The sequence below is a fragment of the Pseudotabrizicola alkalilacus genome, from assembly GCF_003443995.1.
Taxonomy (GTDB): Bacteria; Pseudomonadota; Alphaproteobacteria; order Rhodobacterales; family Rhodobacteraceae; genus Pseudotabrizicola; species Pseudotabrizicola alkalilacus.
The window spans coordinates 509,969-535,487 of sequence record NZ_QWEY01000002.1; the positions used below are offsets into that span (position 1 = coordinate 509,969).

29 protein-coding genes are annotated in these 25,519 nt (G+C 64.1%); 18 read left to right on the forward strand and 11 right to left on the reverse strand.

Annotated elements, in window-relative coordinates:
• Nucleotides 1-6: 6 nt before the first annotated feature.
• Nucleotides 7-927: a tyrosine recombinase XerC gene (locus D1012_RS06460; protein ID WP_233517028.1), complete on the forward strand. Its 921-nt coding sequence runs from the start codon at nucleotides 7-9 to the stop codon at nucleotides 925-927.
• 61 nt (nucleotides 928-988) lie between these two features.
• Nucleotides 989-1,690, forward strand: a complete 702-nt coding sequence (locus D1012_RS06465) for a CDP-alcohol phosphatidyltransferase family protein (RefSeq protein ID WP_199489444.1) — start codon at nucleotides 989-991, stop codon at nucleotides 1,688-1,690.
• On the opposite strand, the gene D1012_RS06470 is transcribed toward D1012_RS06465, so the two are convergent.
• The gene (locus tag D1012_RS06470) at nucleotides 1,687-2,523 is read right to left on the reverse strand and encodes an EamA family transporter (RefSeq protein WP_118150497.1); all 837 of its coding nucleotides are present in this window, start codon (nucleotides 2,521-2,523) and stop codon (nucleotides 1,687-1,689) included. The genes D1012_RS06465 and D1012_RS06470 overlap by 4 nt on opposite strands.
• 119 nt (nucleotides 2,524-2,642) lie before the next feature.
• Between D1012_RS06470 and D1012_RS06475 the strand changes: the two genes are divergently transcribed.
• The 5 genes from D1012_RS06475 to D1012_RS06495 all read left to right on the forward strand — a co-directional run bounded on the left by D1012_RS06475 (nucleotide 2,643) and on the right by D1012_RS06495 (nucleotide 7,392).
• Nucleotides 2,643-3,875 carry an MFS transporter gene (locus D1012_RS06475; RefSeq protein ID WP_118150498.1) on the forward strand — a complete coding sequence of 411 codons (1,233 nt, stop codon included), beginning with the start codon at nucleotides 2,643-2,645 and terminating at the stop codon, nucleotides 3,873-3,875.
• Nucleotides 3,876-3,932: 57 nt separating this feature from the next.
• Complete coding sequence (msrA, locus tag D1012_RS06480; RefSeq protein ID WP_118150499.1) at nucleotides 3,933-4,589, forward strand: peptide-methionine (S)-S-oxide reductase MsrA; 657 nt, start codon at nucleotides 3,933-3,935, stop codon at nucleotides 4,587-4,589.
• Nucleotides 4,590-4,591: 2 nt separating this feature from the next.
• The gene (locus D1012_RS06485; protein WP_158569242.1) at nucleotides 4,592-5,773 is read left to right on the forward strand and encodes a geranylgeranyl reductase family protein; all 1,182 of its coding nucleotides are present in this window, start codon (nucleotides 4,592-4,594) and stop codon (nucleotides 5,771-5,773) included.
• A 250-nt stretch (nucleotides 5,774-6,023) separates the two neighbouring features.
• The gene (locus D1012_RS06490) at nucleotides 6,024-6,920 is read left to right on the forward strand and encodes a 50S ribosomal protein L11 methyltransferase (protein ID WP_233517035.1); all 897 of its coding nucleotides are present in this window, start codon (nucleotides 6,024-6,026) and stop codon (nucleotides 6,918-6,920) included.
• A gap of 106 nt (nucleotides 6,921-7,026) precedes the next feature.
• Nucleotides 7,027-7,392 (forward strand): hypothetical protein, encoded by a 366-nt coding sequence (locus tag D1012_RS06495; protein WP_118150501.1) that lies wholly within the window; start codon nucleotides 7,027-7,029, stop codon nucleotides 7,390-7,392.
• Between the two features lie 108 nt (nucleotides 7,393-7,500).
• Here D1012_RS06495 and D1012_RS06500 read toward each other — a convergent pair whose 3' ends face one another.
• A complete protein-coding gene (locus tag D1012_RS06500) occupies nucleotides 7,501-7,704 on the reverse strand; it encodes a DUF1127 domain-containing protein (RefSeq protein WP_118150502.1) in 204 nt (67 codons plus the stop codon).
• A 346-nt stretch (nucleotides 7,705-8,050) separates the two neighbouring features.
• Between D1012_RS06500 and ruvC the strand changes: the two genes are divergently transcribed.
• From ruvC to ruvB, 4 genes are all read left to right on the forward strand, one after another.
• Nucleotides 8,051-8,563, forward strand: coding sequence for a crossover junction endodeoxyribonuclease RuvC (gene ruvC, locus D1012_RS06505; protein WP_118150603.1), 513 nt, complete (start codon nucleotides 8,051-8,053; stop codon nucleotides 8,561-8,563).
• Nucleotides 8,560-9,258: a Holliday junction branch migration protein RuvA gene (gene ruvA / locus D1012_RS06510; RefSeq protein ID WP_118150503.1), complete on the forward strand. Its 699-nt coding sequence runs from the start codon at nucleotides 8,560-8,562 to the stop codon at nucleotides 9,256-9,258. Before ruvC ends, ruvA begins: the two co-directional genes overlap by 4 nt.
• 137 nt (nucleotides 9,259-9,395) lie before the next feature.
• Complete coding sequence (htpX, locus tag D1012_RS06515; RefSeq protein ID WP_118150504.1) at nucleotides 9,396-10,295, forward strand: zinc metalloprotease HtpX; 900 nt, start codon at nucleotides 9,396-9,398, stop codon at nucleotides 10,293-10,295.
• A 58-nt stretch (nucleotides 10,296-10,353) separates the two neighbouring features.
• A complete protein-coding gene (gene ruvB, locus D1012_RS06520) occupies nucleotides 10,354-11,382 on the forward strand; it encodes a Holliday junction branch migration DNA helicase RuvB (protein WP_118150505.1) in 1,029 nt (342 codons plus the stop codon).
• A gap of 58 nt (nucleotides 11,383-11,440) precedes the next feature.
• Here the strand turns inward: ruvB and ribD are convergent, their stop codons facing one another.
• Together ribD and nrdR are read right to left on the reverse strand one after the other, a co-directional pair.
• Entirely contained in the window at nucleotides 11,441-12,508 is a 1,068-nt protein-coding gene (ribD, locus tag D1012_RS06525; RefSeq protein WP_118150604.1) for a bifunctional diaminohydroxyphosphoribosylaminopyrimidine deaminase/5-amino-6-(5-phosphoribosylamino)uracil reductase RibD, read from the reverse strand.
• A gap of 20 nt (nucleotides 12,509-12,528) precedes the next feature.
• Entirely contained in the window at nucleotides 12,529-12,996 is a 468-nt protein-coding gene (gene nrdR, locus D1012_RS06530) for a transcriptional regulator NrdR (protein ID WP_118150506.1), read from the reverse strand.
• A gap of 222 nt (nucleotides 12,997-13,218) precedes the next feature.
• On the opposite strand from nrdR, the gene D1012_RS06535 reads away from it, so the two are divergent.
• Nucleotides 13,219-13,509, forward strand: coding sequence for a hypothetical protein (locus D1012_RS06535; protein WP_118150507.1), 291 nt, complete (start codon nucleotides 13,219-13,221; stop codon nucleotides 13,507-13,509).
• A gap of 2 nt (nucleotides 13,510-13,511) precedes the next feature.
• Here the strand turns inward: D1012_RS06535 and D1012_RS06540 are convergent, their stop codons facing one another.
• The 4 genes from D1012_RS06540 to dnaG form a co-directional block, all read right to left on the reverse strand.
• The gene (locus D1012_RS06540) at nucleotides 13,512-13,790 is read right to left on the reverse strand and encodes an HlyU family transcriptional regulator (protein ID WP_118150508.1); all 279 of its coding nucleotides are present in this window, start codon (nucleotides 13,788-13,790) and stop codon (nucleotides 13,512-13,514) included.
• Nucleotides 13,791-13,849: 59 nt separating this feature from the next.
• Nucleotides 13,850-14,233 carry a hypothetical protein gene (locus tag D1012_RS06545; protein WP_147335630.1) on the reverse strand — a complete coding sequence of 128 codons (384 nt, stop codon included), beginning with the start codon at nucleotides 14,231-14,233 and terminating at the stop codon, nucleotides 13,850-13,852.
• 2 nt (nucleotides 14,234-14,235) lie between these two features.
• Nucleotides 14,236-16,251: an RNA polymerase sigma factor RpoD gene (gene rpoD, locus D1012_RS06550; RefSeq protein ID WP_118150510.1), complete on the reverse strand. Its 2,016-nt coding sequence runs from the start codon at nucleotides 16,249-16,251 to the stop codon at nucleotides 14,236-14,238.
• A 124-nt stretch (nucleotides 16,252-16,375) separates the two neighbouring features.
• Nucleotides 16,376-18,355, reverse strand: a complete 1,980-nt coding sequence (gene dnaG, locus D1012_RS06555; protein WP_118150511.1) for a DNA primase — start codon at nucleotides 18,353-18,355, stop codon at nucleotides 16,376-16,378.
• A gap of 150 nt (nucleotides 18,356-18,505) precedes the next feature.
• Here dnaG and D1012_RS06560 point away from each other — a divergent pair, with 150 nt between their 5' ends.
• Nucleotides 18,506-19,138 carry a hypothetical protein gene (locus tag D1012_RS06560; protein ID WP_118150605.1) on the forward strand — a complete coding sequence of 211 codons (633 nt, stop codon included), beginning with the start codon at nucleotides 18,506-18,508 and terminating at the stop codon, nucleotides 19,136-19,138.
• On the opposite strand, the gene D1012_RS06565 is transcribed toward D1012_RS06560, so the two are convergent.
• Nucleotides 19,113-19,562, reverse strand: a complete 450-nt coding sequence (locus D1012_RS06565; protein WP_118150512.1) for a CreA family protein — start codon at nucleotides 19,560-19,562, stop codon at nucleotides 19,113-19,115. The genes D1012_RS06560 and D1012_RS06565 overlap by 26 nt on opposite strands.
• Nucleotides 19,563-19,639: 77 nt before the next feature.
• On the opposite strand from D1012_RS06565, the gene ybgC reads away from it, so the two are divergent.
• Nucleotides 19,640-20,038 carry a tol-pal system-associated acyl-CoA thioesterase gene (gene ybgC / locus D1012_RS06570; RefSeq protein ID WP_118150513.1) on the forward strand — a complete coding sequence of 133 codons (399 nt, stop codon included), beginning with the start codon at nucleotides 19,640-19,642 and terminating at the stop codon, nucleotides 20,036-20,038.
• Between the two features lie 257 nt (nucleotides 20,039-20,295).
• On the opposite strand, the gene D1012_RS06575 is transcribed toward ybgC, so the two are convergent.
• Nucleotides 20,296-20,751, reverse strand: a complete 456-nt coding sequence (locus D1012_RS06575) for a GNAT family N-acetyltransferase (protein WP_118150514.1) — start codon at nucleotides 20,749-20,751, stop codon at nucleotides 20,296-20,298.
• Between the two features lie 4 nt (nucleotides 20,752-20,755).
• A complete protein-coding gene (locus tag D1012_RS06580) occupies nucleotides 20,756-21,367 on the reverse strand; it encodes a LysE family translocator (protein ID WP_118150515.1) in 612 nt (203 codons plus the stop codon).
• A gap of 292 nt (nucleotides 21,368-21,659) precedes the next feature.
• Between D1012_RS06580 and tolQ the strand changes: the two genes are divergently transcribed.
• From tolQ to tolB, 4 genes are all read left to right on the forward strand, one after another.
• Nucleotides 21,660-22,355 carry a protein TolQ gene (gene tolQ / locus D1012_RS06585; RefSeq protein WP_118150516.1) on the forward strand — a complete coding sequence of 232 codons (696 nt, stop codon included), beginning with the start codon at nucleotides 21,660-21,662 and terminating at the stop codon, nucleotides 22,353-22,355.
• 3 nt (nucleotides 22,356-22,358) lie between these two features.
• Nucleotides 22,359-22,829: a protein TolR gene (tolR, locus tag D1012_RS06590; protein WP_118150517.1), complete on the forward strand. Its 471-nt coding sequence runs from the start codon at nucleotides 22,359-22,361 to the stop codon at nucleotides 22,827-22,829.
• A 25-nt stretch (nucleotides 22,830-22,854) separates the two neighbouring features.
• On the forward strand, nucleotides 22,855-24,024 hold the full coding sequence (locus tag D1012_RS06595) for a cell envelope biogenesis protein TolA (protein ID WP_118150518.1): 1,170 nt from the start codon (nucleotides 22,855-22,857) through the stop codon (nucleotides 24,022-24,024).
• Nucleotides 24,025-24,139: 115 nt separating this feature from the next.
• Nucleotides 24,140-25,498: a Tol-Pal system beta propeller repeat protein TolB gene (gene tolB / locus D1012_RS06600; RefSeq protein ID WP_118150606.1), complete on the forward strand. Its 1,359-nt coding sequence runs from the start codon at nucleotides 24,140-24,142 to the stop codon at nucleotides 25,496-25,498.
• The last annotated feature ends 21 nt before the right edge of the window (nucleotides 25,499-25,519 follow it).

The window sequence follows — 25,519 nt, forward strand, 5'->3', positions numbered from 1 at the left end:
GGGCGCGTGACGGCACTCTCGCCTCAGGTCCGTGACGCGCTGTCCACCTGGACCCAGCAGCTTTCGGCGCTGAAGGGGGCGTCGCAGAATACGGTGACGGCCTATCTGCGCGACGTGACCGGGTATCTGCATTTTCTGGCGATCCATCGCGGCGGAACCGAGGGGCTGGCGGGGCTTGCCAGTCTGCCGCAGGGCGATCTGCGGGCCTGGATGGCGCATGAGCGGGCGCGGGGCCTGTCGGCGCGGTCGCTGGCGCGCGCCCTGAGTTCGGTCAAGAGCTTTACCGCCTGGGTCGCCGACCGGGCCGGGGCGGATGCGACCACAGTGCTGTCGGCGCGCGCGCCCCGGTTCAAGCGCAAGCTGCCACGCCCGCTGAGTGTGCAGGGTGCGCAGGACATGATCGACACGGTGGCCGATCAGGGCCGCGAAGACTGGGTCGGCGCGCGCGACCGGGCGGTGGTGACGCTGCTCTATGGCTGCGGCTTGCGGATTTCCGAAGCCCTTGGCCTGACCGGGGCGGCGCATCCGCTGCCCGAGGTGCTGCGGATCACGGGCAAGGGCAACAAGACCCGGCTGGTGCCGGTGCTGCCGGTGGCGCGGGCGGAGGTGGCCGACTATGTGCGGCTGTGCCCCTACGATCTGGCCGCCGATGCGCCGCTGTTTCGCGGGGTCCGGGGGGGCGCGCTGAATGCGCGGCTGATATCGGCGGTGATGGAGCAGGCCCGGATGCAGCTGGGGCTGCCCGCTACGGCAACGCCGCATGCCATGCGGCACAGCTTTGCCACACATCTGTTGTCGGCGGGCGGCGATCTGCGCGCGATTCAGGAATTGCTGGGCCATGCCTCGCTGTCCACCACGCAGGTTTACACGGCGGTTGATGCCGCGCGGCTGATGGAAGTGTATGAAAAGGCGCATCCGCGCGCCTGAACTTTGTGCGAGCAGCGCCTGAGCGGTTGCGCCCGACGACAGTTTGCGCCATCAAAACCGGATGGATCTTCGATATAAAGCCCTCTCCGTCCACCTTTTGACCGCCAGCGGCGCGGTTTTGTCGATGTTTGCCATGTTGGCAGCGGTCGAGGAAAAGTGGAGCCTGATGTTCCTGTGGTTGGTGTTCGCGCTGATCGTCGATGGCATCGACGGGCCTTTGGCGCGGCGCTATGAGGTCGACAAGAACTGGCCGAACTATGATGGCGTGCTGCTGGATCTGATCATCGACTTTCTGACCTATGTGTTCATTCCGGCCTATGCGCTGTTCAAATCAGGGCTGTTGCCGGGCTGGACCGGGTGGATTGCGATCATCGTGATCGTCTATGGCTCGGTGATCTATTTCGCCGATACGCGCATGAAAACAAAGGACAAGTCGTTTTCAGGCTTTCCGGCCTGCTGGAATATGGTGGTGCTTGTACTGTTTGCCGTGGCCCCCGGTACGGTGCTTATTCTGGCAATCGTGATCGCGTTGACGGTAGCGATGTTCTGCAATCTGAAGTTCATTCACCCCACCCGCACCAAGCGGTGGCGCAATATCTCGTTGCCGGTGTCGCTCTTGTGGGTGGTGTTTGCCGGATGGGCGGCGCTTGTGGACTTTCACCCGGCGTCCTGGGCGCATTGGGGGCTGATCCTGACCTCGCTTTATCTGACATTCGCCGGAATTGCGCAGCAGATTATCCCCGAGCGGTTGGGCCAGCGTTAAAGCCGGGTCAGCAATACCCCGGCCACGATGACACAGGCGGCAAGCGCCTTTTCACCGCTCATCTTTTCGCCAAACGCGATCCAGCCGATCAGCACCGCAAACAGGATCGAGGTTTCGCGCAACGCCGCGACCACGGCGATGGGGGCGATGGTCATCGCCCAGATCGACACCGCATAGGCCCCGTAGCTGGCGACAGAGGCGACGGACCCAAGGCCCCAGGCCCGGCGGTCGCGCGGCAAGACCGAGGTGCCACGCAGGGTGAGCATGCCGAGGGTAAAGATCAGGCCATCGGCGACAAAGACCCAGGCCACATAGGCGGCCGGTGCGCCCGAGATGCGCGCGCCTATACCGTCGATCATCGTATAGGTGGCGGTCGCGGCGGCAGAGCCCAAGGCAAAGGGCAGCAAGCGGCGATCCTCGCCACTGGAAAACACACCGCGGGCCATCATCAGGATGCCAAGGCCGAGCACGGCAATGGCAACATACTGCCGCCCGCTGACCGCATCGGGCAGCATCATCGCCCCCGCCAATGCCACCACCATCGGCGCCGCCCCGCGCGCAATCGGGTAGACGCGGGACAGGTCGCCCCGCTCATAGGCGTAGGTGAGAAAGAACTTATAGGCGAAATGGGTGCAGCCTGCGGCAATGACCCATGGAATTGCGGCGGCGTCGATGGGCGGTGATACCGCAACCACGGCAAGGCCGATGGGAATCTCGATGACCGACAGAATGACCATGGTGCCGACCTTGGACGTGCCAATCTTGATCAGCGCGTTCCACAACGCGTGCAGAAAGGCGGCCCCGAGGACGGCCAGAAAGACACCTAAGCTCACACCCAGCCCCCTGTTCCTGTTTCTGGTTAGGATGCGGGTCGCAAAGGTGCAAGCGGGCGATGTGTATCGGTGACAATCCTTTGCTGGTCGGGTGCGCGGGAGAGGTGTAGGAAATTTCCATGTTCGAACGTGTCTCCCTTGATGATGCCCACCGTCTGCCGCGTTGGCGCAGACCCGAGACGCTGCTCTATGTGATGGCGGCGGCGATGCCGCTGGCCTTTGCCACATGGTCTGCGGTGCTGAACAATTTCGTCATCGAAATGGCCGGGTTTACCGGGGTCGAGATCGGCTGGCTGCATACGGTGCGCGAGATTCCGGGGCTGCTGGCGGTGGGGGTGATCGCACTGTTGCTGGTCTTCCGCGAACAGATGCTGGCGCTGAGCAGCCTGTTGTTGCTGGGGCTGGCCACGGTGGTGACGGCGTGGTTCCCCAGCTTTGGCGGCTTGCTGATCGTGACGCTGCTCTCGTCGATCGGGTTTCACTACTTCGAGACGGTGAACCAGTCCTTGCAACTGCAATGGGTGGAAAAATCGCGCGCGCCGCAGGTGCTGGGGCGGATTGTGGCGGTTGGGTCCGGGGCGGCCCTGCTGGCCTACGGTCTGCTGGTGCTGCTGTGGGATCGGTTCGCGCTGACATATGACACGGTCTACATGGTGTCGGGCGGGGCGACGATTGCGCTGACGCTGTTTGCCGCGCTGGCCTATCCGCAGTTTGTGAATCCGATCAAGCAGCGCAACAGCATCGTGCTGCGACGGCGCTACTGGCTGTTTTACGCGCTGCAATTCATGGCCGGATCGCGGCGGCAGATCTTTGTGGTGTTTGCCGGGTTCATGATGGTGGAACGCTTTGGCATGCGGGTGTCAGAGATGACCGCGCTGCTGCTGATCAACTATGTGCTGCAGATGGTCGCCGCCCCTGCAATGGGCCGGGCTTTGGGCCGGTTTGGCGAGCGGTCTGTGATGGCGTTTGAATATCTGGGCCTGACGCTGGTGTTTCTGTTCTACGGTGGGATCTACTGGTTCGGCTGGGGGCTGGTGATCGCGGGTGCGCTGTATATTGCGGACCAGATGTTCTTTGCGCTGTCTTTTGCCCTGCGCACCTATTTTCAAAAGATTGCCGATCCAGCAGACATTGCGCCCACGGCGGCGGTGTCTTTCACCATCAACCATATTGCGGCAGTATTCTTGCCGGCGGGAATGGGGTATCTTTGGGCCACCGCGCCGGATTACGTGTTCCTGCTGGGGGCCGGGATGGCGCTGATCGCGCTGGGGCTGGTGCTGCTGATCCCGCGCCATCCGGAGCCGGGCTATGAGACGATATTTGGCCGGGGCCTGCCACAACCGGCCGAGTGAGTGGTGATTGGCGCGTTTGATCCTATATATCCCTTCTGACTTCAGGAGAGTTTCAAGATGTTCTTCATGAACCGCACCAAATCGCAGATGGTTGACCCAAAAGACGCGCTGCCGGGGCGGGCCGAGCCGCTCGCCACTGCCGAGACGCATTTCCTATCCGGCCTGCCGCTGAAATCGCCGGTGCCCGAGGGCATGGCAGAAGCGATGTTCGGCATGGGCTGTTTCTGGGGGGTGGAGCGCAAGTTCTGGCAGACTCCCGGTGTCTGGCTGACCATGGTGGGTTATGCGGCGGGCTATACGCCGAACCCGACCTACAAGGAAACCTGCACCCAGCTCACCGGCCACAACGAGGTGGTGCGGGTGATCTATGACCCAAAGGTGGTGAGCTACGACCAGCTGTTGAAGCTGTTCTGGGAAGGTCACGACCCGACCCAAGGCATGCGGCAGGGCAATGACATGGGCTCGACCTATCGCTCGGGGATCTACACCTATAACGATGCACAGGCCGAGGCGGCCCAAGCCAGCAAAGCCCTGTATCAGGCAGCGCTGAACGCGGCGGGCAAGGCGGCGATCACCACCGAAATCCTGCCCGCGCCAGAGTTCTTTTTTGCCGAGGACTACCACCAGCAATATCTGCAAAAGAACCCCAACGGCTATTGCGGCATCGGCGGTACCGGCGTGACCTGCCCGATCGGCATCGGCGTCACGGCCTGAGATTGCCGCCGCCCAGCCATGATGTGCTGGTGATCGGGGCCGGGCCTGCGGGTTCGGCTGCTGCGATCACCGCCGCGCACGCAGGCTTGCGGGTGGCGTTGATCGACAAGGCGTCGTTTCCCCGTGACAAGCTGTGCGGCGGCGGGGTGACCGCGCGGGCGCATGCCCATGCGCAGGCGGTGTTCGGCGCTCTGCCGGAGGGGTTGTTCCACATCAGCCGGGCGGTGCGGTTCTCGGCTGGCACCACCACACTCGCGCGGCTGGATCAGGCCCCGCCGATTTACATGACCCCTCGGTCGGTGTTTGATGCCGCGCTGCGCGCCCGTGCGATTGCGGCGGGCGCGCAGGATTTTTGCGGTCAGCGCATGGCGGACTGCGTGCCGCATGCGGGCAGCGTCACGCTGGCGGACGGTCAGGTGCTGACCGCCCCCGTGATGATCGGCGCGGATGGGGTGCATTCGGGCGTCGCCCGCGCCCTCTTTGGCCGGGCGCTTGATCCGGCCACCATCGGCTTTGCGCTGGAGGCAGAGGTGCCGGGCCCGCCGGGGCTGGAGACCGAGCTGGACATGACCGCGCTGCCATGGGGTTATGGCTGGGATTTTCCGAAGGCCGGGGGCCGCACGCTGGGTATCGGTGGGGTGTCGGTGCAGGACAAGGATCTGCGCCCGCGCTTTCACGACTGGTTGCGCGCGCGCGGGGTGGACCCTGCTTCGGTCAAGATAAAGGGCCACCATCTGCCCTCGGGCGCGTCGTGGGCGGTGCCGGGGCAGGGCGCGGTGCTGTTGGCGGGGGATGCGGCGGGGCTGGTGGACCCGATCACCGGCGAAGGTATCGGCTGGGCGATCCTGTCAGGGCAACTTGCCGCAGAGGCGGCGGCAGAGGCGTTGCAGGCGGGTGAACCGCAGACCGCGCTGACGCATTATCAGCGGCGAATGCACCCGATCCGGGCCGAGCTGGTGCGGGCGCGTCTGCTGGCAAAGCTGGTGTATCACCCGGTGTTGCAGCCGCGCCTGCTGCGGGCGCTTGCGTCATCCGACCATTTCCAGCGCCGCTATCTGGCGCTGCTGGCGGGCGAGATGGATTATGCTGATCTGGGTCCGCGCCGTCTGGCCGGGGTGGTCTGGCGCGTGCTGCGGGCGCGTTCCGGCGGCAGTCACCTTGACGTCCGCGGCAGCGGCAGCTAGGGCCAGAGGCGCACATGCCAGAGGTTTTGCCATGCCCACCTACACAGCCCTGACCACCCTTGCAGGCGACGATGCCGCCGAGGCCTTGGCCCAAGCGCTGGAGCGTATGCAGCCCGAGCCGCTGGAAGTGGAAATCTATGATGACGCCGAGGTGCCGGGCCTTGCGCGCGTTGTGGGGCTGTTCGCCAAAGCGCCGGATGCCACGCTGCTCGACGTGCTGGCCGAAGCGTTTGGCGCGACCCCGTTCAGCGTGACCGAACAGACGCAGCGCACCTTTACCGCGCTGACCACCCTGCCGGGCGAAGCAGCGGCCAAGGCTCTGGCCGAGGCGATCGAGGCGATGGAACCGCCGCCCTATGGTGTCGGGGCCTTCGAGATCGAGGACGACTCGGGGCTGTGGGAGGTGGGATCCTACTTTCTGGACCAACCGGATGCCGGGATGCTGGATGCCCTTGGCACGGCGCATGGGGCCAAACCCTTTGCCATTTCGGAACTGCCGGAAATCGACTGGGTGGCCAAAGTCCGGCGAGAGCTGGCGCCGGTAGAGGCCGGGCGGTTCTTTGTGTTCGGCAGTCACGATGCTGACCGCGCCGCAGATCTGGGGTCGGATCGTGTGGCCCTGCAGATCGAGGCGACGGTAGCCTTTGGCACCGGGCACCACGGCACCACGCTGGGCTGTCTGCGCGCCTTTGACCGGCTGTTCAGCGCGGGGTTCGCGCCCGTAAAAGTGGCCGACATTGGCTGCGGAACGGCAGTTCTGGCGATGGCGGCGGCGGCGGTCCTGCCCGACGCGCTGGTGCTGGCCAGCGACATTGACCAGGTGGCGGTGGATGTGGCCCGTGCCAATGTGGCGATCAATGGGTTGGACGGGCGGATTGAATGCATGGAGGCGGCGGGCTTTGCCCATCCGCGTCTGGCCGAGGCGGCGCCGTTTGATCTGGTCTTTGCCAACATCCTGAAAGGCCCGCTGATCGAACTGGCCCCGCCGATGGCGGCGCATCTGGCACTGGGGGGGCTGTGCATCTTGTCCGGGCTTTTGGTGGTGCAGGCCGAAGCGGTCACGGCGGCCTATGTCGCGGCCGGGTTTGATCCGGCGGGGCGCGAGGATATCGGTGAATGGTCCACGCTGGTCATGCGGCGTTTGTGAGACAAAGCCCGGCGATTGTCGCCGGAAAGCCGCCTTTATTGCCCGAAAGCTGCCACATTTCTGCCCTACCGTAACAGGGTGGGGCGTATGAGTGTGGAGACTGGTCATGTCTGACCCAAGCATCGCAGAATTCAACACCCGCATTGCGCGCATTCAAAAGGCCCGCGCCAAAGGTCTTGGCTTTGAGGCCGAGGGCACGCTTGGGCGATCTTTTTACACCCGCTCCGACCCAAGGTTTCGCCGCAGGCGGCGTGTACCTGTGCTGCGCCCCCTGATCTTTGCCCTTGTGCTCGGAACAATGCTGAAGGCGCTGTTTTTGCATCAGCTGGGTGCTGCGTCCTATGAGTCGCGCGTCGCAGGGCTGATGGCCGGGCAGGGGATCGATCGCATCGGCGGCTGGCTGATGCAGGCCGACCCGGTCACCTCGGCTGTGGCCCGCCAGTTAGCACTTTTCGGGCGCATCGGCGGCTGACGCATTCCGGCAGAACTGACGCAACAAGAAGGCCGCCAGAGCGATGCTCGGCGGCCTTTGTCATTCGGCTGATCCTTGGGCGGAGCCGTTGGCCATCAGGCCAATGGTTCAGCGGGTCAGGTTCTCGATGTCGCCGCGGCACAGGCCGATATCATCAAGCTCACGGTCCGAGAGTTTGGACAGAGCAAGGCGGGTAATGCGGGCATCATTCCAGGCGGAGACAGCAGCGAACATGCTGCCGATCCCTTGAACGGCGCGGAAAATCGAGATGGCGCCGAACGGCGCCGTGCGGGTCGTCTCATAGGCGGCCATGGCGGTTATCCTTTTTAAACTGCTTATACGAGAGGCACTTTTGCCCTCGCTCTGCCAGATAACGATGCTGCATGTGCAAAGCAAGATGGCCCCTTGGCATGGCAGCCATGCGCCAGTTGCATGGGGCTTTGCCCCAATTCTGCCTTGATTTTAAGGGTCTCGGGCCGTTTGGTCGCCAATCGCTCGCGGAAGGTCGTTTTTGCTGCGGCTGCGTAACAAGGGTGTAACCAAAGGGCAAGCTCCGGCGCCGGTGCTGTGGCGTCCGGGAATTGGCTTGGCGAATGTTCCCCTTTCGTGCTAGCTCTTGAAAAAGCAGGACAACCGGGAAACGGGGGCTATGGCAGGGATGCGGGTGCTGGGAATCGATCCGGGGTTGCGAAACCTTGGCTGGGGCGTGATCGACGTGGCAGGCGCGCGGATCACGCATGTCGCCAACGGCATCTGCCATTCCGACGGGGCCGAGGGGTCTTTGGCCGAGCGTCTGCGCAGTCTGCACGCGCAGCTGACCGAGGTGTTGCGGGTCTGGCAGCCCGACTCTGCAGCGGTGGAGCATACCTTTGTGAACAAGGACGCGGTGGCAACGCTGAAACTGGGGCAGGCGCGCGGCATCGCGTTGCTGGTTCCGGCGCAGTTCGGTCTGGCGGTCGGGGAATATGCGCCCAATGCGGTCAAGAAATGCGTGGTGGGCGTCGGACACGCGGCCAAGGTGCAGGTGGATCATATGGTGCGGCTGCAATTGCCGGGGGTGGTGATCGCGGGGGCCGATGCGGCGGATGCGCTGGCCATCGCCATCTGTCACGCGCATCATCTGCAATCATCGGGCCGGCTGGAGGCCGCATTGAAAAGGGCTGCAGGATGATCGGAAAAATCTCGGGCCGGCTGGACTGGCGGGGATCAGGCGAGGTGCTGATCGACGTGCGCGGCGTAGGCTATATCGTGCATGTGTCGGACCGCACCCTTGCCGGTCTGCCGCTGCTGGGGGAGCCGGTGTCGCTCTATACCGAACTGCTGGTGCGCGAGGATCTGCTGCAGCTGTTCGGCTTTCCGACCATGCTGGAAAAGGAATGGCACCGGCTGCTGGTCACGGTGCAGGGAGTGGGGGCCAAGGCGGCACTGGCGATTCTGGGCGCACTGGGGCCCGAAGGGGTGGCGCGGGCGATCACGCTGGGCGACGCACGGGCGGTGCAGGCCGCCCCCGGCGTGGGGCCGAAACTGGCGCAGCGGGTCATTCTGGAGCTGAAGGCCAAGGCCCCTGCGGTGATGGCGGCGGGCGTCAGCCTGTCGGCGCGGGCCGAGGTGGATGATCAGGTGATCGAGGATATGGCGGCTCAGGCGGTGGCCCCGGTGCGGCCCGCCCCGAGAAAGACCGCCCGGTCTGATGAGGGCCCGTCCCGGCGCGCAGGCTTTACCGCCGACGCGCTGTCGGCGCTGCTGAACCTGGGCTACGGGCATGGCGATGCCGCGCAGGCGGTGGCCACCGTTGCAGGCGAAGAGCCGGAGGCGGATACCGCCACGCTGATCCGCAAGGCGCTGCGCCTGTTGGCACCGAAGTAGGGGGGCGCTGCCCCCCGCCCTGCGGGCCCCCCCCGGAGTATTTGGAAAAACTGCAATTCAAGGCCTGTCCGGGGCGGCAGCTCTTTTCAAGCACGATGGCATTTCCCATATCAGGGGCTGTGACAAAGGGGTTTGCGATGGGCGGATACGTCAAGACATTCATGCTGATGGCGGCGCTGACGGCGTTGTTCATGGGGTTGGGCGCGATGCTGGGCGGGGCCAGCGGCGCGGCGATTGCACTGGCGATTGCGGCGGCGATGAATGTCTTTGCCTATTGGAATTCGGACAAGGCTGTATTGTCGATGACCGGGGCCAAGGCGGTGGATGAGGCCAGCGCGCCAGCTCTGGTGCGTATGGTCAACCGGCTGGCCGATGGCGCGGGGATGCCGCGGCCAAAGGTCTATGTGATCGACACCGACCAGCCCAATGCCTTTGCCACCGGGCGCAACCCCGAGAATGCGGCGGTGGCGGCGACCACGGGGCTGTTGCGGCGGTTGAGCGAGGACGAGGTGGCGGCGGTGATGGCGCATGAGCTGGCGCATATCCGCAACCGCGACACGCTGATCATGACGGTCACCGCGACCTTTGCCGGGGCGATTTCGATGCTGGCAAATTTTGCGCTGTTCTTTGGCGGCAGCCGCGACCGGCTCGGCGGCATGATCGGCACCATTGCCCTGATGATTCTGGCCCCCTTGGCGGCGGCGCTGGTGCAGATGGCGATTTCACGCTCGCGCGAGTATGAGGCCGACCGGGTCGGGGCCGAAATCTGCGGAAATCCTTCATGGCTGGCGGCGGCGCTGCGCAAGATCGAGGCCTTTGCCAAGGGCATCGACAACAACGCAGCCGAGCGCAATCCGGCGATCGCGCATATGTTCATCATCAACCCGCTGCATGCCCATGCGCATGACAAGCTGTTTTCCACTCACCCCAACACCGCCAACCGGATTGCGGCGCTGGAGGCGATGCAGCCGGTGGCGCGGTCTTCGGTGCCGCGTGCGGGGGCACGGGTTGCGCCGAAATCCGGGCCTTGGGCCTGATGCGGGGGGCGTGATCTGACCGCTTGCAAAACTCCCGGCGTTCGGGGATTGTTCCGCCATGTTGCAGCCAGACCCCGCCCTGCGCCCCGAGCGCCTGCCCGAAGACACTGACCGCGCCCTGCGCCCGCAAGGGTTGGACGAGTTTATCGGCCAACAGGAGGCGCGGGCCAATCTGCGCGTGTTTATCGAAGCCGCGAAGATGCGCGGCGAGGCGATGGACCATACGCTGTTTCACGGCCCGCCGGGATTGGGCAAGACCACGCTGGCGCAGATCATGGCGCGCGAGCTGGGGGTGGGGTTTCGCATGACCTCTGGCCCGGTGCTGGCCAAGCCCGGCGATCTGGCGGCGATCCTGACCAATCTGGAGCCGCGCGATGTGCTGTTCATCGACGAGATCCACCGGCTGAGCCCGGTGGTGGAGGAGGTGCTGTATCCCGCACTGGAGGATTTTGCGCTGGATCTGGTGATCGGCGAGGGGCCTGCCGCCCGCACGGTGCGGATCGAGCTGCAGCCGTTTACGCTGGTGGGGGCGACCACACGTCTGGGCCTCCTGACCACCCCGCTGCGCGACCGCTTTGGCATTCCGACCCGGCTGGAGTTTTACACCGAGGCCGAGTTGTTCGAGATCGTGACGCGCGGGGCGCGTCTGCTGGGCGTGCAGGCGGAACCCGAGGGCTGCCGCGAGATTGCACGCCGCGCGCGCGGCACGCCGCGCATTGCGGGGCGCTTGTTGCGCCGGGTGGTGGATTTCGCGCTGGTCGAAGAGGGCGGGCGGATCAGCCGGGCGCTGGCCGACCGGGCGCTGACGCGGTTGGGGGTCGATCACCTTGGGCTGGATGGCGCGGACCGGCGCTATCTGGTGCTGCTGGCCGAGAATTATGGCGGCGGCCCGGTGGGGGTGGAGACGATTGCAGCGGCCCTGAGCGAGCCGCGCGATGCGATTGAAGAGGTGATCGAACCCTATCTGCTTCAACAAGGCCTGATCCTGCGCACCCCGCGCGGGCGGATGCTGGGTGCCAAGGCCTGGCGGCATCTGGGGCTTGAGGCACCGAAGGTGCCGGGGCAGGGCGATCTGTTCGAGGGCTGAGTCTGTGGCCCGCGTCGCAGCGCTCCGCGCGGGAGGATGCAGGCAAGCAGCAATGACCTTAACCGAGGGACCAGTGGCTGAGCGTGTCGGGACCGAGCGTCTGGTGGCCGATCAGCCGGAAGGCCGGGGCGTCGGCGAGGTGGGTCAGTTTGAGCGGGCCAAGGGCGGCGGTGCCGTCCGCGCCGATCAGCTTGCCCGCGCTCAGGTGGATCAGGTCATCGACAAGGCCCCCTGCGATCAGTGCAGCAGCGATGGTGCCGCCGCCTTCGCTCAGGATCCGTGTGATGCCGTCAGCCGCGAGCAGGCGCAGCGCCGCTGTCAGGTCCAGACGGCCATCTGGCGCGGGGCAGGGCAGCAGTCGCGCGCCGGTGGCAGCCCAGGCCTGTTGGGCGGCATGGGGGGCATCGGCGGCGTGGAGGATCCAGACCGGGTGCTGGCGTGCCGTTGCCCCCAGCCGGCTGTCGGGGCGGTGCGACAGGGTCCGGTCCAGCAGGATGCGCAGCGGCTGATGCGTGGCCCCGATGTCGCGCGCGGTCAGGTCGGGGTCATCGGCGCGGGCGGTGCCGGAGCCGACCATCACCGCATCATGGCTCAGGCGCAGACCGTGCACAAAGCGGCGCGCCTGCGGGCCGGTGATCCAGCGCGACTCACCGCTGGCGGTTGCGATGCGCCCGTCGATAGTGGTGGCAAGTTTCAGGGTCACGAAGGGCAGCCCTTGGGTGATGCGCTTGAGAAAGCCCGCGTTCAGGCGAGTGGCCTGTTCTGCAAGGATATTTTCTGTGACTTTGATGCCAGCCGTGCGGAGCATGTCATGCCCCTTGCCCGATACACGCGGGTCAGGATCGGTGAGGGCGGTCACCACGCGGGCCACCCGGGCGGCGATCAGCGCTTCGGAACAGGGCGGGGTGTGGCCGTGATGGGCGCAGGGCTCCAGCGTGACATAGGCGGTTGCCCCCTGCGCATCGCCGGCCTGATCCAGCGCGCGGCGTTCGGCATGGGGGCGGCCACCCGGCTGGGTCCAGCCCCGGCCCAGGATGCGACCGTCGCGCACGATCACACAGCCCACCGCAGGATTGGGCCAGGTGCGGCCAAGCCCCCGCGCGGCAAGCGCGAGGGCATGGGCCATATGGGTGTCGTCTGTCGGGTTCACTCTTCGGTTTTTTCTCCGGGCCGGAGTTCGCTGACGAATTTGTCGAAATCGTCGGCGGCCTGGAAGTTTTTGTAAACGCTGGCAAAGCGGACATAGGCCACGGTGTCGATCCGCGCGAGGCTTTCCATCACGATGTCGCCGATGGTGCGCGACGGGATGTCGGTGTCGCCGATGGATTCCAGCCTGCGGACGATGCCGGAAATCATCTGGTCGATGCGCTCGGGGTCGATGGGGCGTTTCTGCATGGAAATGCGGATCGCGCGTTCCAGCTTGCCGCGATCAAAATCTTCGCGCTTGCCGGAGGATTTGATCACCACGAGGTCGCGCAATTGCACGCGCTCATAGGTGGTAAAACGCCCGCCGCAGGCCGGGCAGAACCGTCGCCGCCGGATGGCGACGTGATCCTCGGCTGGACGCGAGTCTTTGACCTGAGTGTCGATATTGCCGCAGAATGGGCAGCGCATTGGCCCCCTCCTCGCTTGTTCGTTGATGTGCCTGCCTCTGGTCCCGGTGTTGCCCCGGGTATGTATCCACGAACTATAGGGGGAAGTCAGCGATCTGGGCTAGGGCGAAGTTGCGGACACATGATCTGGGGGGGGATGTGTGGCGTCGGGGACTCAGGCAAGGCTGTGCGGGCCATAGATCAGGCTGCTGGAATTCGTCACATCCGTGTTACAGTTTTCTGCATGTGGATCCGACTCGCCCTGTCGCTGCTGCTGGTGCCGCTGCCTCTGGCCGCGCAATCGCCGATTGCCGAGGTGATCTGCGCGCCGCGTGCCGAGATGACGCAGCGCCTGAGCCTGCAATACGGCGCGCGACTGGCCGGGCAGGGGATCCGCAATCTGGAGATGATGATGGAGGTCTGGACCACGCCGCGCGGCGACTGGACGCTGGTGCAAAGTTACACCGACGGGCGGGCTTGCATCGTGGCGATGGGAGATGCCTGGGAGACGGTGGTGGAGGCTGATCCGGCTTAGGCTCAGCCGAACAGCGTGTCGCCCAGCTGGTCGATCGCCTGCTTTGCCTTGGCAACCGAGGCTTCGGACGCCTCATCCAGACTGGCCCTTGTGTCGGCGCGGATCAAGTGGTGGGTTTTGACCTCGTCGCCAAAGGTCTTTTCAATGCGGGCCGCGATGCGAAACCCGCTGCCCTCTTTGATCGGGTCGGGGTAGATGCGGAAGTCGTTGTGCAGGATGGGTTCTGCGGCGGCGGGCGCAGGGGCGGATTTGCCGAAGAGGCGGGAGAGGAATGAGGTCATTGAGCATACTCCGGTCTGGCCAAGATCGTGAAGGGGGGCTTTGGCCGCTGCTGCGGGACTCAGTCAAGGGCCAGGGTTTTGACAGATCGCCAATCGTAGGCTCTGACACGATCCTGTTCGGCAGGAATGTCGGACTGCGTCAGCCCGGTGCTCGCGTAGAAACCGTCGGCAAATGAGCCTTCCGACGGCATGGGCGCGCCCCGATCAAGGCTCTCCTTGGAAACCACCAATACGGATACATTGGGGTGCCCGTGTTCGGCGCACATTGCAGCGGCCTCGTTCAGATAGCTGCTCAGCCCTTGGCCATTGACCTTTGACATACCCAGCCTGCGCGCGAGGTCGGAGTAGGTCAGCGCCTGCTCGCCTGATAACGCAGCCTTTGCAACAATCTGGATTGTTGCAAAGGCACGTTCCTTGGTCAGCGGCGTTACCTTGCGTTCCACGGTCACTGATCCAGGAAACTCCGCAGCTTCCGGCTTCGGCTCGGGTGCTTCAGCTTGCGCAGCGCCTTTGCCTCGATCTGGCGGATGCGTTCGCGGGTGACCGAGAACTGCTGGCCGACTTCCTCAAGCGTGTGGTCGGTGTTCATGCCGATGCCAAAGCGCATGCGCAGGACGCGTTCTTCACGCGGGGTCAGCGAGGCCAGAACGCGGGTTGTGGTTTCCTTCAGGTTTTCCTGAATGGCCGAATCCAGCGGCAGGATCGCATTCTTGTCTTCGATGAAGTCGCCCAGCTGGCTGTCTTCCTCGTCGCCGATCGGGGTTTCCAGCGAAATCGGTTCTTTGGCGATTTTCATCACCTTGCGGACCTTTTCCAGCGGCATCTGCAGCTTTTCCGCCAATTCTTCCGGCGTCGGCTCGCGGCCGATTTCGTGCAGCATCTGGCGCCCGGTGCGGACCAGTTTGTTGATCGTCTCGATCATGTGGACCGGAATCCGGATCGTGCGGGCCTGATCCGCGATGGACCGGGTGATGGCCTGACGGATCCACCATGTCGCGTAGGTGGAGAATTTATAGCCGCGACGGTATTCGAATTTATCGACGGCCTTCATCAGGCCGATGTTGCCTTCCTGAATGAGGTCAAGGAATTGCAGGCCGCGGTTGGTGTATTTCTTGGCGATGGAGATCACGAGGCGCAGGTTGGCTTCGACCATTTCCTTCTTGGCCTGACGCGCCTCTTTCTCGCCCTTCTGCACCTGATTGACGATGCGGCGGAATTCGGAAATGTCGACGCCGATGTACTGGCCGACCACGGCCATCTCGGCGCGCAGCTCTTCGACCTTGTCGCGCGAGCGTTCCATCAGCGCCTGCCAGCCGCGACCGCCCTTGGCGGCCATGCGGTCACACCAGCTGGGGTCCAGCTCATAGCCCTGATATTCGTCAATGAATTCGCGGCGGTTGATGCGGGCGGCATCGGCGAGTTTGACCATGCCCGAATTGATGGTCATGATCTTGCGGTTGATGCCGTAAAGCTGGTCGATCAGCGCTTCGATCCGGTTGTTGTGCAGGTGAAGCTCGTTCACCAGCACCACGATTTCCGAGCGCAGTTTCTGATAGGCGGCCTCATCCGTGGCGGAGAAGCGGGATTTTTCCGACAGGGTGGCGGTCATCCGCGCTTCCTGCATGTCGGCCAGCTTGCCATAATCGTGGGCGATCACGGCGAGGGTTTCCAGAACCTTTGGTTTCAGCGCGGCTTCCATCGCGGCCAGCGACATGTTCGACGCTTCGTCATCATCATCGTCATCATCGCTGCGCATCAGCGGGTTGCCGTCGGCATCCAGCTCCGGCTCTGACGACTCCGCGCGACGGGGGGCGGCGGCGGCGACATCGACGCCGTCCAGACCGGGGGCGCCGATGGGGCCGTCCATGTCGTCATCGCCTTCGCCGTCAAGGCTGCGGCCAAAGGTGGCCTCAAGGTCGATCACGTCGCGCAGCAGGATATCTTCGTTCAGCAGTTCGTCGCGCCAGATCGTGATGGCCTGAAAGGTCAGCGGGCTTTCGCACAGACCCAGGATCATCGTGTTGCGACCGGCCTCGATCCGCTTGGCGATGGCGATTTCGCCCTCACGCGACAGCAGTTCCACGCTGCCCATCTCGCGCAGATACATCCGCACCGGGTCATCGGTGCGGTCCAGCGTTTCGGTGGTGCTGCCTGCAACGGCGACTTCGCGCGAGGTAGAGGTGGTTTCGACCAGATCGCCACCGATCACCGGATCGGCGTCTTCAACCTCGTCATCCTCGATCACATTGATGCCCATCTCAGAGAGCATCGACATGACATCTTCGATCTGTTCCGACGACACCTGTTCCGGCGGCATGACCTGATTGAGCTGCTCATAGGTGATGTACCCACGCTCCCGGGCGTCGGCGATCATCTTCTTGACGGCGGCCTGGCTCATGTCGAGAGAGACATCGGCCTCGTCTGCTTCTGGTTTGCCGTCGTCGGTGTCTTTCAGGGCCATGGGTGCTCCTTGAGGGCGCGAAGGGCGAATCGGTGCGGACGTTTCCGAATCAATACCGCGAATCACGCCGGGTTAAAGGTCGGAGTCTGCATTTTCTTGCCCGATTGGTCGGGAAAAGGGTTACTCATTGCTTACCACCACGCCCGCCACGGGTGAAATCAATGGACTCGTGCAGCGAACGGGCGCGGGTCAGCTCATCACGGTCCAGTTCCACACCATTCGGTGCGATGACTGATTCGCCCTTGGCATCCTGTGGACCGCGGGCGGCAGAGTGTCGGGCCTCGGCGGCTTTGGACACGCGCCAGGTCAGGCCTTCGTCAGCCACGCCTGTTACATCGTCTTCTGCATCGGCAATTTCAAGCCTGTGCGCGCGATCAGCCTGCAACCGGGCCAAGGCTTCGGCCAGACAATGCTCGGCGGCGTCGTCCGGGGCGTCGGGCCCGATGGCGGCGGTGATGCGGACATGGGGGTGCAGCAGTACGGCTTCGGTCGGCAGCGGCGCCTCGGTCATCAGCAGCGCGCGCAGGTCGGGCGCGGACTGGTGATACAGAATCAGGCTGCGCAGCGTGTCATGCCCATGGCCGATGAAATCCAGCCGCTCCAGCGCCGATTCGAACTGGGCGATCAGGCCGGGGTGATGGATGCAGGCGGCCAGCACCACCGCCTCGCGCAGGGTGTCCTGCACCAGATCGGCGGGGGTGGCGAGCAGCGACAGCTTTGTGCTGGCCATTGGTGCTATCGGCTGGAACGGTTTGCCCTTTTGGCCCGGTTGCCACGGCGCACGCGGCGGGCGCGGGGTGAAGGGGGCAAAGGGGCGGGCATTGGTGCCGAACAGATCGCCACGCAGGCGTTTGATCTCCTCGCCGTAATGGCCCCGGATTGACGGATCTGCGATGCGTTTGAGGGCCGCGCGCAGGGTCTTGTCCAGCGCGGCCTTGCGTTCCGGGCTGTCGAAATTCTTGCCCTCGGTCTCGCGCCGCCACAGCAGGGTGACCATCGGCTGGGCGGTGTCGATCACCTTTTGCATCGCGGGCGCGCCCTGCTGCTTGATCAGATCATCCGGGTCCAGCCCCGGCGGTAGCACGGCAAAGCGCAGACCCTTGCCCGCCTCCAGCAGCGGCAGCGCCAGGTCGATGACCCGCAGGGCGGCCCGGATACCCGCCGTGTCGCCATCCAGCGCGATGACCGGCTCATCGGCGATGCGCCACATCAGACGCAGCTGATCTTCGGTGACGGCGGTGCCGAGGGGGGCGACGGTGGCCTGAAACCCGGCCTCGGACAGGGCGATCACATCCATATAGCCTTCGGCCACGATCAACGGCTGGCCCTTGCCCGCCGCCTCGCGCGCCGGGGCGTGGTTGAACAGGTTGCGGCCTTTGTCGAACAGCTCTGTTTCCGGGCCGTTGAGGTATTTTGCCCGGGCATTCGGGTCCATCGCGCGGCCACCAAGGCTGATCGCGCGGCCCCGCGCATCGCGGATCGGAAAGATGATGCGGCCGCGGAATCGGTCATAGATTGATCCGTCATCGGCTTTGGCACAGACGCCGGATGCGACAATCAGATCGGCAGCAAAGCCCTTCTGGACCAGCGTGGTGAACAGCGCCTGCCGGGCGTCGGGGGCAAAGCCGATTTCCCATCTGTCGATGGCCGCGTCGGACAGGCCGCGTCTGGCGATATAGGCGCGGCCCTCGGCGGCGGCGCCGGTTTTCAGTTGCAGGCGGAACCATTTCACCGACTCTTCCATCACCTGCGCCAGCTGGGTGCGGTGATCCTGCTTTTCCGCCGCCCGCGGGTCGCGGGCGGGCATCTGCATCCCGGCTTCGCGGGCCAGAATCTCCACCGCCTCCATGAAGCCGGTGTTTTCGGACTCCTTGATAAAGGTCAGCACATCGCCTTTGGCATGGCAGCCGAAGCAATAGTAAAACCCCTTGCGGTCATCGACATGAAAGCTGGCGGATTTCTCCTGATGGAACGGGCAGGGGGCCCACCAGTCGCCCTTGGCCATGTTTGATTTGCGCATGTCCCAGGTGACCTTGCGCCCCACGACTTGTGAGAGCGAGATCCGGGTGCGCAATTCATCAAGGAAACCGGGTGGCAGGGACATGGGGTCTATATCGGGGTTCCGGGCTTTCGAGTCCAGCGCGGGCGGCGGCTTCGGATGCCTCCGGCGGGAGTATTTTGAAAGCAGCAATGCGGGGGCGTTGTCTGTGGTGGCTGGCGGCGGTAAGGGCGGGGCAGCGAAATGGGGGCGGATATGGACGCGGATCAGATCGGGGCTTTGTTCACACGCGGCGACGGCAGCTATCTCTGCGCCCGCTGGGGGCGGCCGATTGTGCCGGTGGTGTTCGGGGTGGATGACGCCACGCTGGGGGTGATCAAGGGCGCGGTCGAGGCGGTGGTGGCCTTGGCCGGGCACAGGATCGACGAGACCGATCCGGAATTGGGCGCAAACCTGATGCTGTTTTTCGTGCGCGACTGGGATGAACTGCGCGGGGTGCCCGGTCTGGACCGGCTGATCGAAGGTCTGCCCGCGCTGCTGGACCGGCTGGAGGCGGCAGAGGCCAACCAGTACCGGGTGTTCCGGTTTGACGCGGCGGGGGCGATCAAGGCCTGTTTCGTGTTTGTGCGGATGGATGCCCATCTGAGTGACCTGCCCGCCGAGACTCTGGCGCTGTCGCAGGCTGTTCAGGCGGTTTTGTCATGGAGCGAGCGGGCCTTTGCCGGGGCATCGCCTTTGGGAATGCTGGAGGGTGCGGCTGTGCTGAAGCCCGACATCGCCGGGGTGATCCGGGCGGCCTATAATCCGATGATGCCGGTGGTGGCGCGCGATGCCAGCCACGCGTTGCGGCTGGCGGCGCGGATCAGTTTGCCGGAGGAACGGGAATGACCGAGATCGACATCTTGCCCGAGCCTTGGGTCAGTTCGTTGGCGTGGGCGAGGTAGATCAGGGCGTTGTTCTTTGCGTCATAAATCCGCGTGATGCGCAGGGATTTCAGGATCAGCGACTGGCGTTCGGAAAACACGGTCTCGCCGCTTTCGTCGTCATCAATATCGCCGATGGTGATTGGGCCGGTCTGCACGCAATCGACGGCGGAATAGGACGGGTCTTCGAACCAGTTGCCGTTGGAAAGCCGGTCGATCAGCGAGCGGTCGAAATAGGCGAGGTGGCAGGTGACGCCTTGCACTTTGGGGTCGGCCACGCTTTCGATGATGATGTCGTTGCCGACCCAGTCGACGCCGACGCGGCCGACTTCTTCGGCATGGCTCGGGGTGGCGAGGGTCAGGGCGAGCAGAAGGGCGGTGCGGTGCATGGGGGACTCCGGGTCGGGGCGGGGAACAACGTGGCGCGGCGGGGCGGGTTCCGTGGGATTGGAAAAAGGGGACGGGTGTGACGCATCGGTTTGAAGTCCGGGTTTACTACGAGGATACAGATCTGGCGGGGATCGTCTATTACGCCAACTATCTGAAATTCATCGAGCGCGGCCGCAGTGAATGGGTGCGGGTCTGTGGGGTCGATCAGGCACGGCTTCGGGCGGAGCAGGGCATCGTCTTTGCCGTGCGACGGGTGGAGGCGGATTATCTGCGGCCCGCGGTGTTTGACGATCTGCTGGCCGTGACCACGGAACTGGTCGAGCTGGGGGGCGCGAAGATCGTGCTGGATCAGGCGGTCTGGCGCGGGGAAGAGCGGCTGTTTGCGGCCCGTGTGGTGCTGGTCTGCGTGGGGGCCGGGATGGGGGCGGTGCGGATACCGGCCGGGGTGAGGGCAGTGTTACAGGGGGGCGTGTAACACAGGGGGAAAGGTGATGGCGCGCGTAAAATCAAGGGGTTACGATTTGGTTTTAGGGAAGCTTTAACGATTGGGGGTGAAGCGGGCGGTTTCTGAGATAAGATCGCGTCCGGGCTGTACCGGGGTCATCAAGGGGATGGACGGCAGCTTTTCATGGTGATTTGTGGGGCATTTGCAAGTGCCGGGTGTGCGGCGGTTTGGAGCCCATTTTGACCAATGCTGCGTGATGCATGAATGACAGCTTTTGGGAATTTGTCTTAGGTACTCTTTTTGACAAACTGCGTCATGCCAGCGCCGAGGCGATCTGTCGGCCGGGCTTGAAATCCGAACTGTTCATAAAAGAGCTCTTTCCCAGCCGCAGCCATTAGACCAATGGTGGCACCGTTCGGCGCACGCTCCTCCAGGCGTTCCATCAGGAGGCTCACTATCCTTTTGCCAATCCCGTGGCCGCGCCAATCTGAACTGACGATGACGTCTTGAATGTAGAAGTATAAGACCCCATCACCCACGACGCGAGCGCAACCTACAAGCTTTTCGCCAGACCGACATGTCACGGCGAGCAGGCTCGCGTTCAATGCAGCGCGCGCCGTGTCTTCTCCGATTTCTCCCCAGCCGCAAGCTGCGCGAAACCTGATGAACTCCCCTGGCAATGGTGGCTCGAACTTGAAACTCAGAGAAGCGATGTGTTTGCTCGCTATACCTTCGAGAGCCATGCGATTACCTTGAAGCTATGACGCCCGCAGCGCCGGCGAGCGCAGTCGCACCGATGCGGTTCGCAACCCGGATCGCCTTGGGCGTTTTCAGGAACGAACGAGCGTGATGTGCCAATACAATCCAAAAGAGATCAACCACAGCCAAACTTGCAACTGTGACGGCAGCAATAATCGCCCAAAGGCCCAAACTCGGTTGTGTAAGATCAATAAATGACGGCAACAACGCGAGGTAGAAGACCATAATTTTCGGATTACCCAAAGTCAGCGCAAACCCGGCAAAAAACATAGCCCCCGCCGATTGCCGTTTGGGCAATGACGCCGCATCGGTGTTCACAGGCTCGGTCCACATCTTCCAGGCTAGATAGATCAGATAGGCTATTCCTAAGTACTTCAGGATCAAGAAAGCCCCGTGAAATGTCTCGGCTAATGCTGCAAGGCCCGCCATTGCGAACGACAACCAGATGATTTCTCCGATCCACATAGCAGCGAGAAAGGGTGCTACATCGGCCCAGCCACGCGAAATTACACGTGAGACAAGGGCAGCAATCGAGGGCCCAGGGGTCCCAGCATTCAGAATCAGGGCGGAGGCAAAGATCGCTAAGGCAAATGGTTCCATGCCAAGATTTCTGAACCACTTTCTACCAAGGCGCAAGCTGCTGTCGTAGTACGCAAGCGGACACTGGTTCAGATGTACTCAACGTCCGCTCCGTCCCGCAAAGCAGCCGTTGCTGCCCCATACATCTGCTCGCCTGCACACTTTCGGAGCAGAGCCGCGCGCTTTGGCTGTTACAGGATGTTTCAGCGATCTGCCGCCTTGTGACGCAGTTGTGTTGGCAATCCGCTTCAAATCCGGATAGAATCACTGCTAACAGGCGGTCAACAAGGCCCCGATAACAAGAGCAGGCGTAATGGAAACCGAAACCCTTGCGATGGCGCAGGAGATTGATTTCTCCTTGATCGCCCTTTTTGCACGCGCAACGCTGACGGTGAAGGTCGTCATGCTGATGCTGATGGTGATGTCGTTCTGGTCCTGGGCGACCATCGTGCAACGCCATATCATCTATCGTGCCGCGCGCCGGGAGGCCGAGGTGTTCGACCGCGCGTTCTGGTCGGGCGAGCCGCTGGACGAGCTGTTTGAAAAGATCGGGCCGACGCCCGAGGGGGCGAGCGAAAAGATCTTTGCCGCCGGGATGATGGAATGGCGGCGCAGCCACCGGCAGGATGGGGCGCTGATCGCGGGCGCGCAGGCCCGGATCGACCGGGCGATGAATGTGGCCATCGCGCGGGAGAGCGAGCGGCTGAACACCGGGTTGTCGTTTCTTGCGACCACCGGCGCAACTGCGCCGTTCATCGGGCTGTTCGGGACGGTCTGGGGCATCAAGCACGCGTTCGAGCAGATCGCCATCAGCCAGAACACCAACCTTGCCGTTGTGGCCCCCGGCATTGCCGAGGCGCTGCTGGCGACCGGCATCGGTCTGGTTGCCGCCATTCCGGCGGTGGTGTTCTACAACAAGCTTAACTCGGACAGTGAGCGGATCTTGGGCGGCTATGAAAGCTTTGCCGATGAATTCGCGACCATCCTGTCGCGCCAGCTGGACGCCTGAGCCATGGCGGGTGGGGTTCAGCAGAGATCGGGCGGCGGGACGGGCCGTCGTCGTCGCGGCAAGTCGGCGGCGATGAATGAGATCAACATCACGCCTTTTGTTGACGTGATGCTGGTGCTGCTGATCATCTTCATGGTGGCTGCGCCGATGCTGACGGTGGGGGTTCCGGTAGAACTGCCGCGCACCGCCGCCAGTGCCTTGCCGACTGAGCAGGAAGAGCCGCTGACCATCACGCTGACGGCGGACGGGCGGACCCTGATCCAGACCACCGATGTGCCGGTCGCAGAGCTGATTCTGCGGTTGACGGCGATTGCGGCAGAGCGGAGCAGCAACAAGGTGTTTTTGCGTGCCGATGGGGCGATCCCCTATCAGCGGGTGGCGGAAGTCATGGGCGCGCTGAATGCGGGCGGGTTCAATTCCATCGGTCTGGTGACCGATACGGACGGGCCTGCGATGAACGGCAGCGGCAACTAAGGCCGATTGGGAAAACGCACGCGCAATGCAGACGGGCACCCTCATTTCCGGCGCTGGCCATGCGGCTTTGATCCTCTGGGTGATGCTGGGGGATTGGCTGTTTACACGCAAGGATGCCCCGCCGGTCGAGGTGGCGGAGGTATCGCTGATCTCGGCGGCGGAGTTTGACGCGATGGTGGCGGCAGCGCCGTCAACGCCGGAGCCTGCGCCTGCGCCGGAACCCGCGCCAGAGCCGCCTGCGGCGCAGCCGGAGCCAGAGCCGGTGGTCGAGCCGCCGCCGCCGGTGGTGCCGGACTTGCCGGAGCCTGCGCCGGTTGCCGAGCCTGAACCCGTGCCGGAGCCGGAACCTGTGCCCGAGCCGTTGCCGGAAAACAACGGCGTGGCGGATGCTTTGCCCTTGCCAGTGGACCCGGACCCGATCCCCGAGGTGCCTTTGCCGCCAACCGCCAGCCCCCGGCCCAAGCCCGCGCCGCGCGTGGCTCCGGTGCCGGTGGATGCGCCCGAGCCTGCGGTCGAAGTGGCCGAGGCCCCGGTCGAGGCGGTGACGCCGGACCCGGTGGAGACGCCCGAGGTGGTGGAGCCGGAACAGCCCGAGGCCCAGCCGGAAGAGGCGGGCACGGTGCTGGAGACCGAGGCCAATCAGAATGAGCAGGTCGTGGCCTCTGGCGCACCGCCCAGCAGCCCGCGCCCACGGGGCCGCCCGGTGCGCAGTGAAGCGCCGCCGAGAGAGACGGCGGCGGCGACAACGCCAGATCCCGCGCCCACGCCGACACCCGACACCAATGCCGATGCCGTGGCGGCAGCGCTGGCCGAAGCTTTGGCGGCAGAGACACCAGCCCCGACCGGCGGGGCGACCAATGCGCCGCAGGGCCCGCCAATGACCAGCGGCGAGCGGGATGCGTTGCGTGTGGCGGTACAGCAGTGCTGGAATGTCGGCTCGTTGTCGTCGGATGCCTTGCGTACGACGGTGGTGGTTTATGTCTCTGTTGCGCAGAACGGAGTGCCGGATGCCGGTTCGATCCGCATGATCGACGCGACCGGGGGCACCGAGGCGGGCGCGCGTGGCGCGTTTGAAGCGGCGCGGCGGGCGATTATCCGCTGCGGCGCGCGCGGTTTCCCGCTGCCGGCCGACAAATATGACCAGTGGCGCGAGATGGAGCTTGTGTTCAACCCGGATGGGATGCGGATGCGATGATCACGTTTACGCCAGATTTTGCCGAAACGGAGCGATCCCTGTTCCTTTTCTCCCTGACCCCGGCGATGGCTGCGCTATGCTGCCCGCAACAGACCGAGGACAACCCGAGGCCATGATGACAGTAAAACGCTTTCTGATTCCCGCCCTTGCGCCGGTTCTGGCCCCCGTTCTGGCCATTGCCTTGATGGCCCTGTCCGGCGTGCAGACCCCGGCACAAGCGCAATCGGGGCCGCTCAGGATAGAGATCACCGAAGGGGTGATCGAACCGCTGCCGTTTGCTGTGCCCGATTTTGTCGATGAGGGCGGTGCGGGGGAATATGCCCGTAACATCGCCCGTGTGATTGCCAGCGATCTGTCTGGCACCGGGTTGTTCCGCGAGATCCCGCGCGAGGCGCATATTGCCCGCGTGAGCAGCTTTGACAATTCGATCGGGTATGAGGACTGGAAGGCGATCAACGCGCAGGCGGTGATCACCGGGGCGGTGACAGTTTCGGGCGACCGGATCGTGGTGAAGTTCCGGCTGTTTGACGTGTTCAGCGGCCAGCAACTGGGTGAGGGGCTGCAATTTGCCGGCACCACCCAGACCTGGCGGCGGATGGCGCATAAGGTGGCCGATGCTGCGTACAGCCGGATCACCGGCGAGGGCGGGTATTTTGATACGCGCGTGGTGTTTGTCAGCGAATCCGGGCCAAAGAACCAGCGGTTGAAGCGGCTGGCGGTGATGGATTACGACGGCGCCAACGTGCAGTACCTGACCGACAGCTCGTCCATCGTGCTGGCCCCGCGATTCTCGCCCACCGGAGACCGGATTCTGTACACCAGCTATGCGACCGGTTTTCCGCGTATCACGTTGATGGATGTGGGGTCTTTGCGCACGCAGACCCTGGCCGAGCAGCAGGGCACGATGACCTTTGCGCCACGGTTTTCGCCGGATGGCGGGCGTGTCGTATTCTCGCTGGAGCGCGGTGGCAACTCTGACCTTTACATGCTGACCCTCGGCTCGGGGAACCTGAGCCAGCTGACCAATGCGCCGTCGATTGAGACTGCGCCGAGTTTCAGCCCGGATGGCAGCCAGATCGTGTTTGAATCGGATCGCTCGGGCACTCAGCAGCTGTATATCATGCCCGCAAGTGGCGGTGAGGCGCGGCGGATTTCGGGCGGCCAGGGGCGCTACAGCACCCCGGTCTGGTCGCCGCGCGGTGACATGATCGCCTTTACCAAGCAGCATCAGGGCCGGTTCCACATCGGCGTGATGCGCACCGACGGCTCGGAAGAGCGGTTGCTGACGGCGTCGTTCCTGGATGAAGGCCCGACCTGGGCCCCGAATGGCCGGGTGATCATGTTCACCCGCGAAACCAGCGGCGCGGGCGGCTCGGCGGCGCTGTATTCGGTGGATATTTCCGGGCGCAATCTGCGCCAGATCCCGACGGACGGTGCCGCATCAGACCCGGCGTGGTCGCCGCTGCTGCCTTGAGCTGAACTGGCGCGCCCGATT

Coding starts and splice junctions, on each gene's coding strand:
- rpoD (WP_118150510.1), bottom strand. CDS start 16,251: ATGGCCCTGAAAGACACCGACGACGGCAAACCAGAAGCAGACGAGGCC.
- ribD (WP_118150604.1), bottom strand. CDS start 12,508: ATGGCCCATGCCCTCGCGCTTGCCGCGCGGGGGCTTGGCCGCACCTGG.
- D1012_RS06535 (WP_118150507.1), top strand. CDS start 13,219: ATGTGGATCCGACTCGCCCTGTCGCTGCTGCTGGTGCCGCTGCCTCTG.
- D1012_RS06560 (WP_118150605.1), top strand. CDS start 18,506: ATGGACGCGGATCAGATCGGGGCTTTGTTCACACGCGGCGACGGCAGC.
- D1012_RS06500 (WP_118150502.1), bottom strand. CDS start 7,704: ATGGCCGCCTATGAGACGACCCGCACGGCGCCGTTCGGCGCCATCTCG.
- tolQ (WP_118150516.1), top strand. CDS start 21,660: ATGGAAACCGAAACCCTTGCGATGGCGCAGGAGATTGATTTCTCCTTG.
- nrdR (WP_118150506.1), bottom strand. CDS start 12,996: ATGCGCTGCCCATTCTGCGGCAATATCGACACTCAGGTCAAAGACTCG.
- dnaG (WP_118150511.1), bottom strand. CDS start 18,355: ATGTCCCTGCCACCCGGTTTCCTTGATGAATTGCGCACCCGGATCTCG.
- D1012_RS06540 (WP_118150508.1), bottom strand. CDS start 13,790: ATGACCTCATTCCTCTCCCGCCTCTTCGGCAAATCCGCCCCTGCGCCC.
- htpX (WP_118150504.1), top strand. CDS start 9,396: ATGGGCGGATACGTCAAGACATTCATGCTGATGGCGGCGCTGACGGCG.
- D1012_RS06565 (WP_118150512.1), bottom strand. CDS start 19,562: ATGCACCGCACCGCCCTTCTGCTCGCCCTGACCCTCGCCACCCCGAGC.
- D1012_RS06575 (WP_118150514.1), bottom strand. CDS start 20,751: ATGGCTCTCGAAGGTATAGCGAGCAAACACATCGCTTCTCTGAGTTTC.
- ruvB (WP_118150505.1), top strand. CDS start 10,354: ATGTTGCAGCCAGACCCCGCCCTGCGCCCCGAGCGCCTGCCCGAAGAC.
- msrA (WP_118150499.1), top strand. CDS start 3,933: ATGTTCTTCATGAACCGCACCAAATCGCAGATGGTTGACCCAAAAGAC.
- tolR (WP_118150517.1), top strand. CDS start 22,359: ATGGCGGGTGGGGTTCAGCAGAGATCGGGCGGCGGGACGGGCCGTCGT.
- D1012_RS06475 (WP_118150498.1), top strand. CDS start 2,643: ATGTTCGAACGTGTCTCCCTTGATGATGCCCACCGTCTGCCGCGTTGG.
- D1012_RS06580 (WP_118150515.1), bottom strand. CDS start 21,367: ATGGAACCATTTGCCTTAGCGATCTTTGCCTCCGCCCTGATTCTGAAT.
- D1012_RS06495 (WP_118150501.1), top strand. CDS start 7,027: ATGTCTGACCCAAGCATCGCAGAATTCAACACCCGCATTGCGCGCATT.
- D1012_RS06595 (WP_118150518.1), top strand. CDS start 22,855: ATGCAGACGGGCACCCTCATTTCCGGCGCTGGCCATGCGGCTTTGATC.
- D1012_RS06465 (WP_199489444.1), top strand. CDS start 989: ATGGATCTTCGATATAAAGCCCTCTCCGTCCACCTTTTGACCGCCAGC.
- ruvC (WP_118150603.1), top strand. CDS start 8,051: ATGCGGGTGCTGGGAATCGATCCGGGGTTGCGAAACCTTGGCTGGGGC.
- tolB (WP_118150606.1), top strand. CDS start 24,140: ATGACAGTAAAACGCTTTCTGATTCCCGCCCTTGCGCCGGTTCTGGCC.
- ruvA (WP_118150503.1), top strand. CDS start 8,560: ATGATCGGAAAAATCTCGGGCCGGCTGGACTGGCGGGGATCAGGCGAG.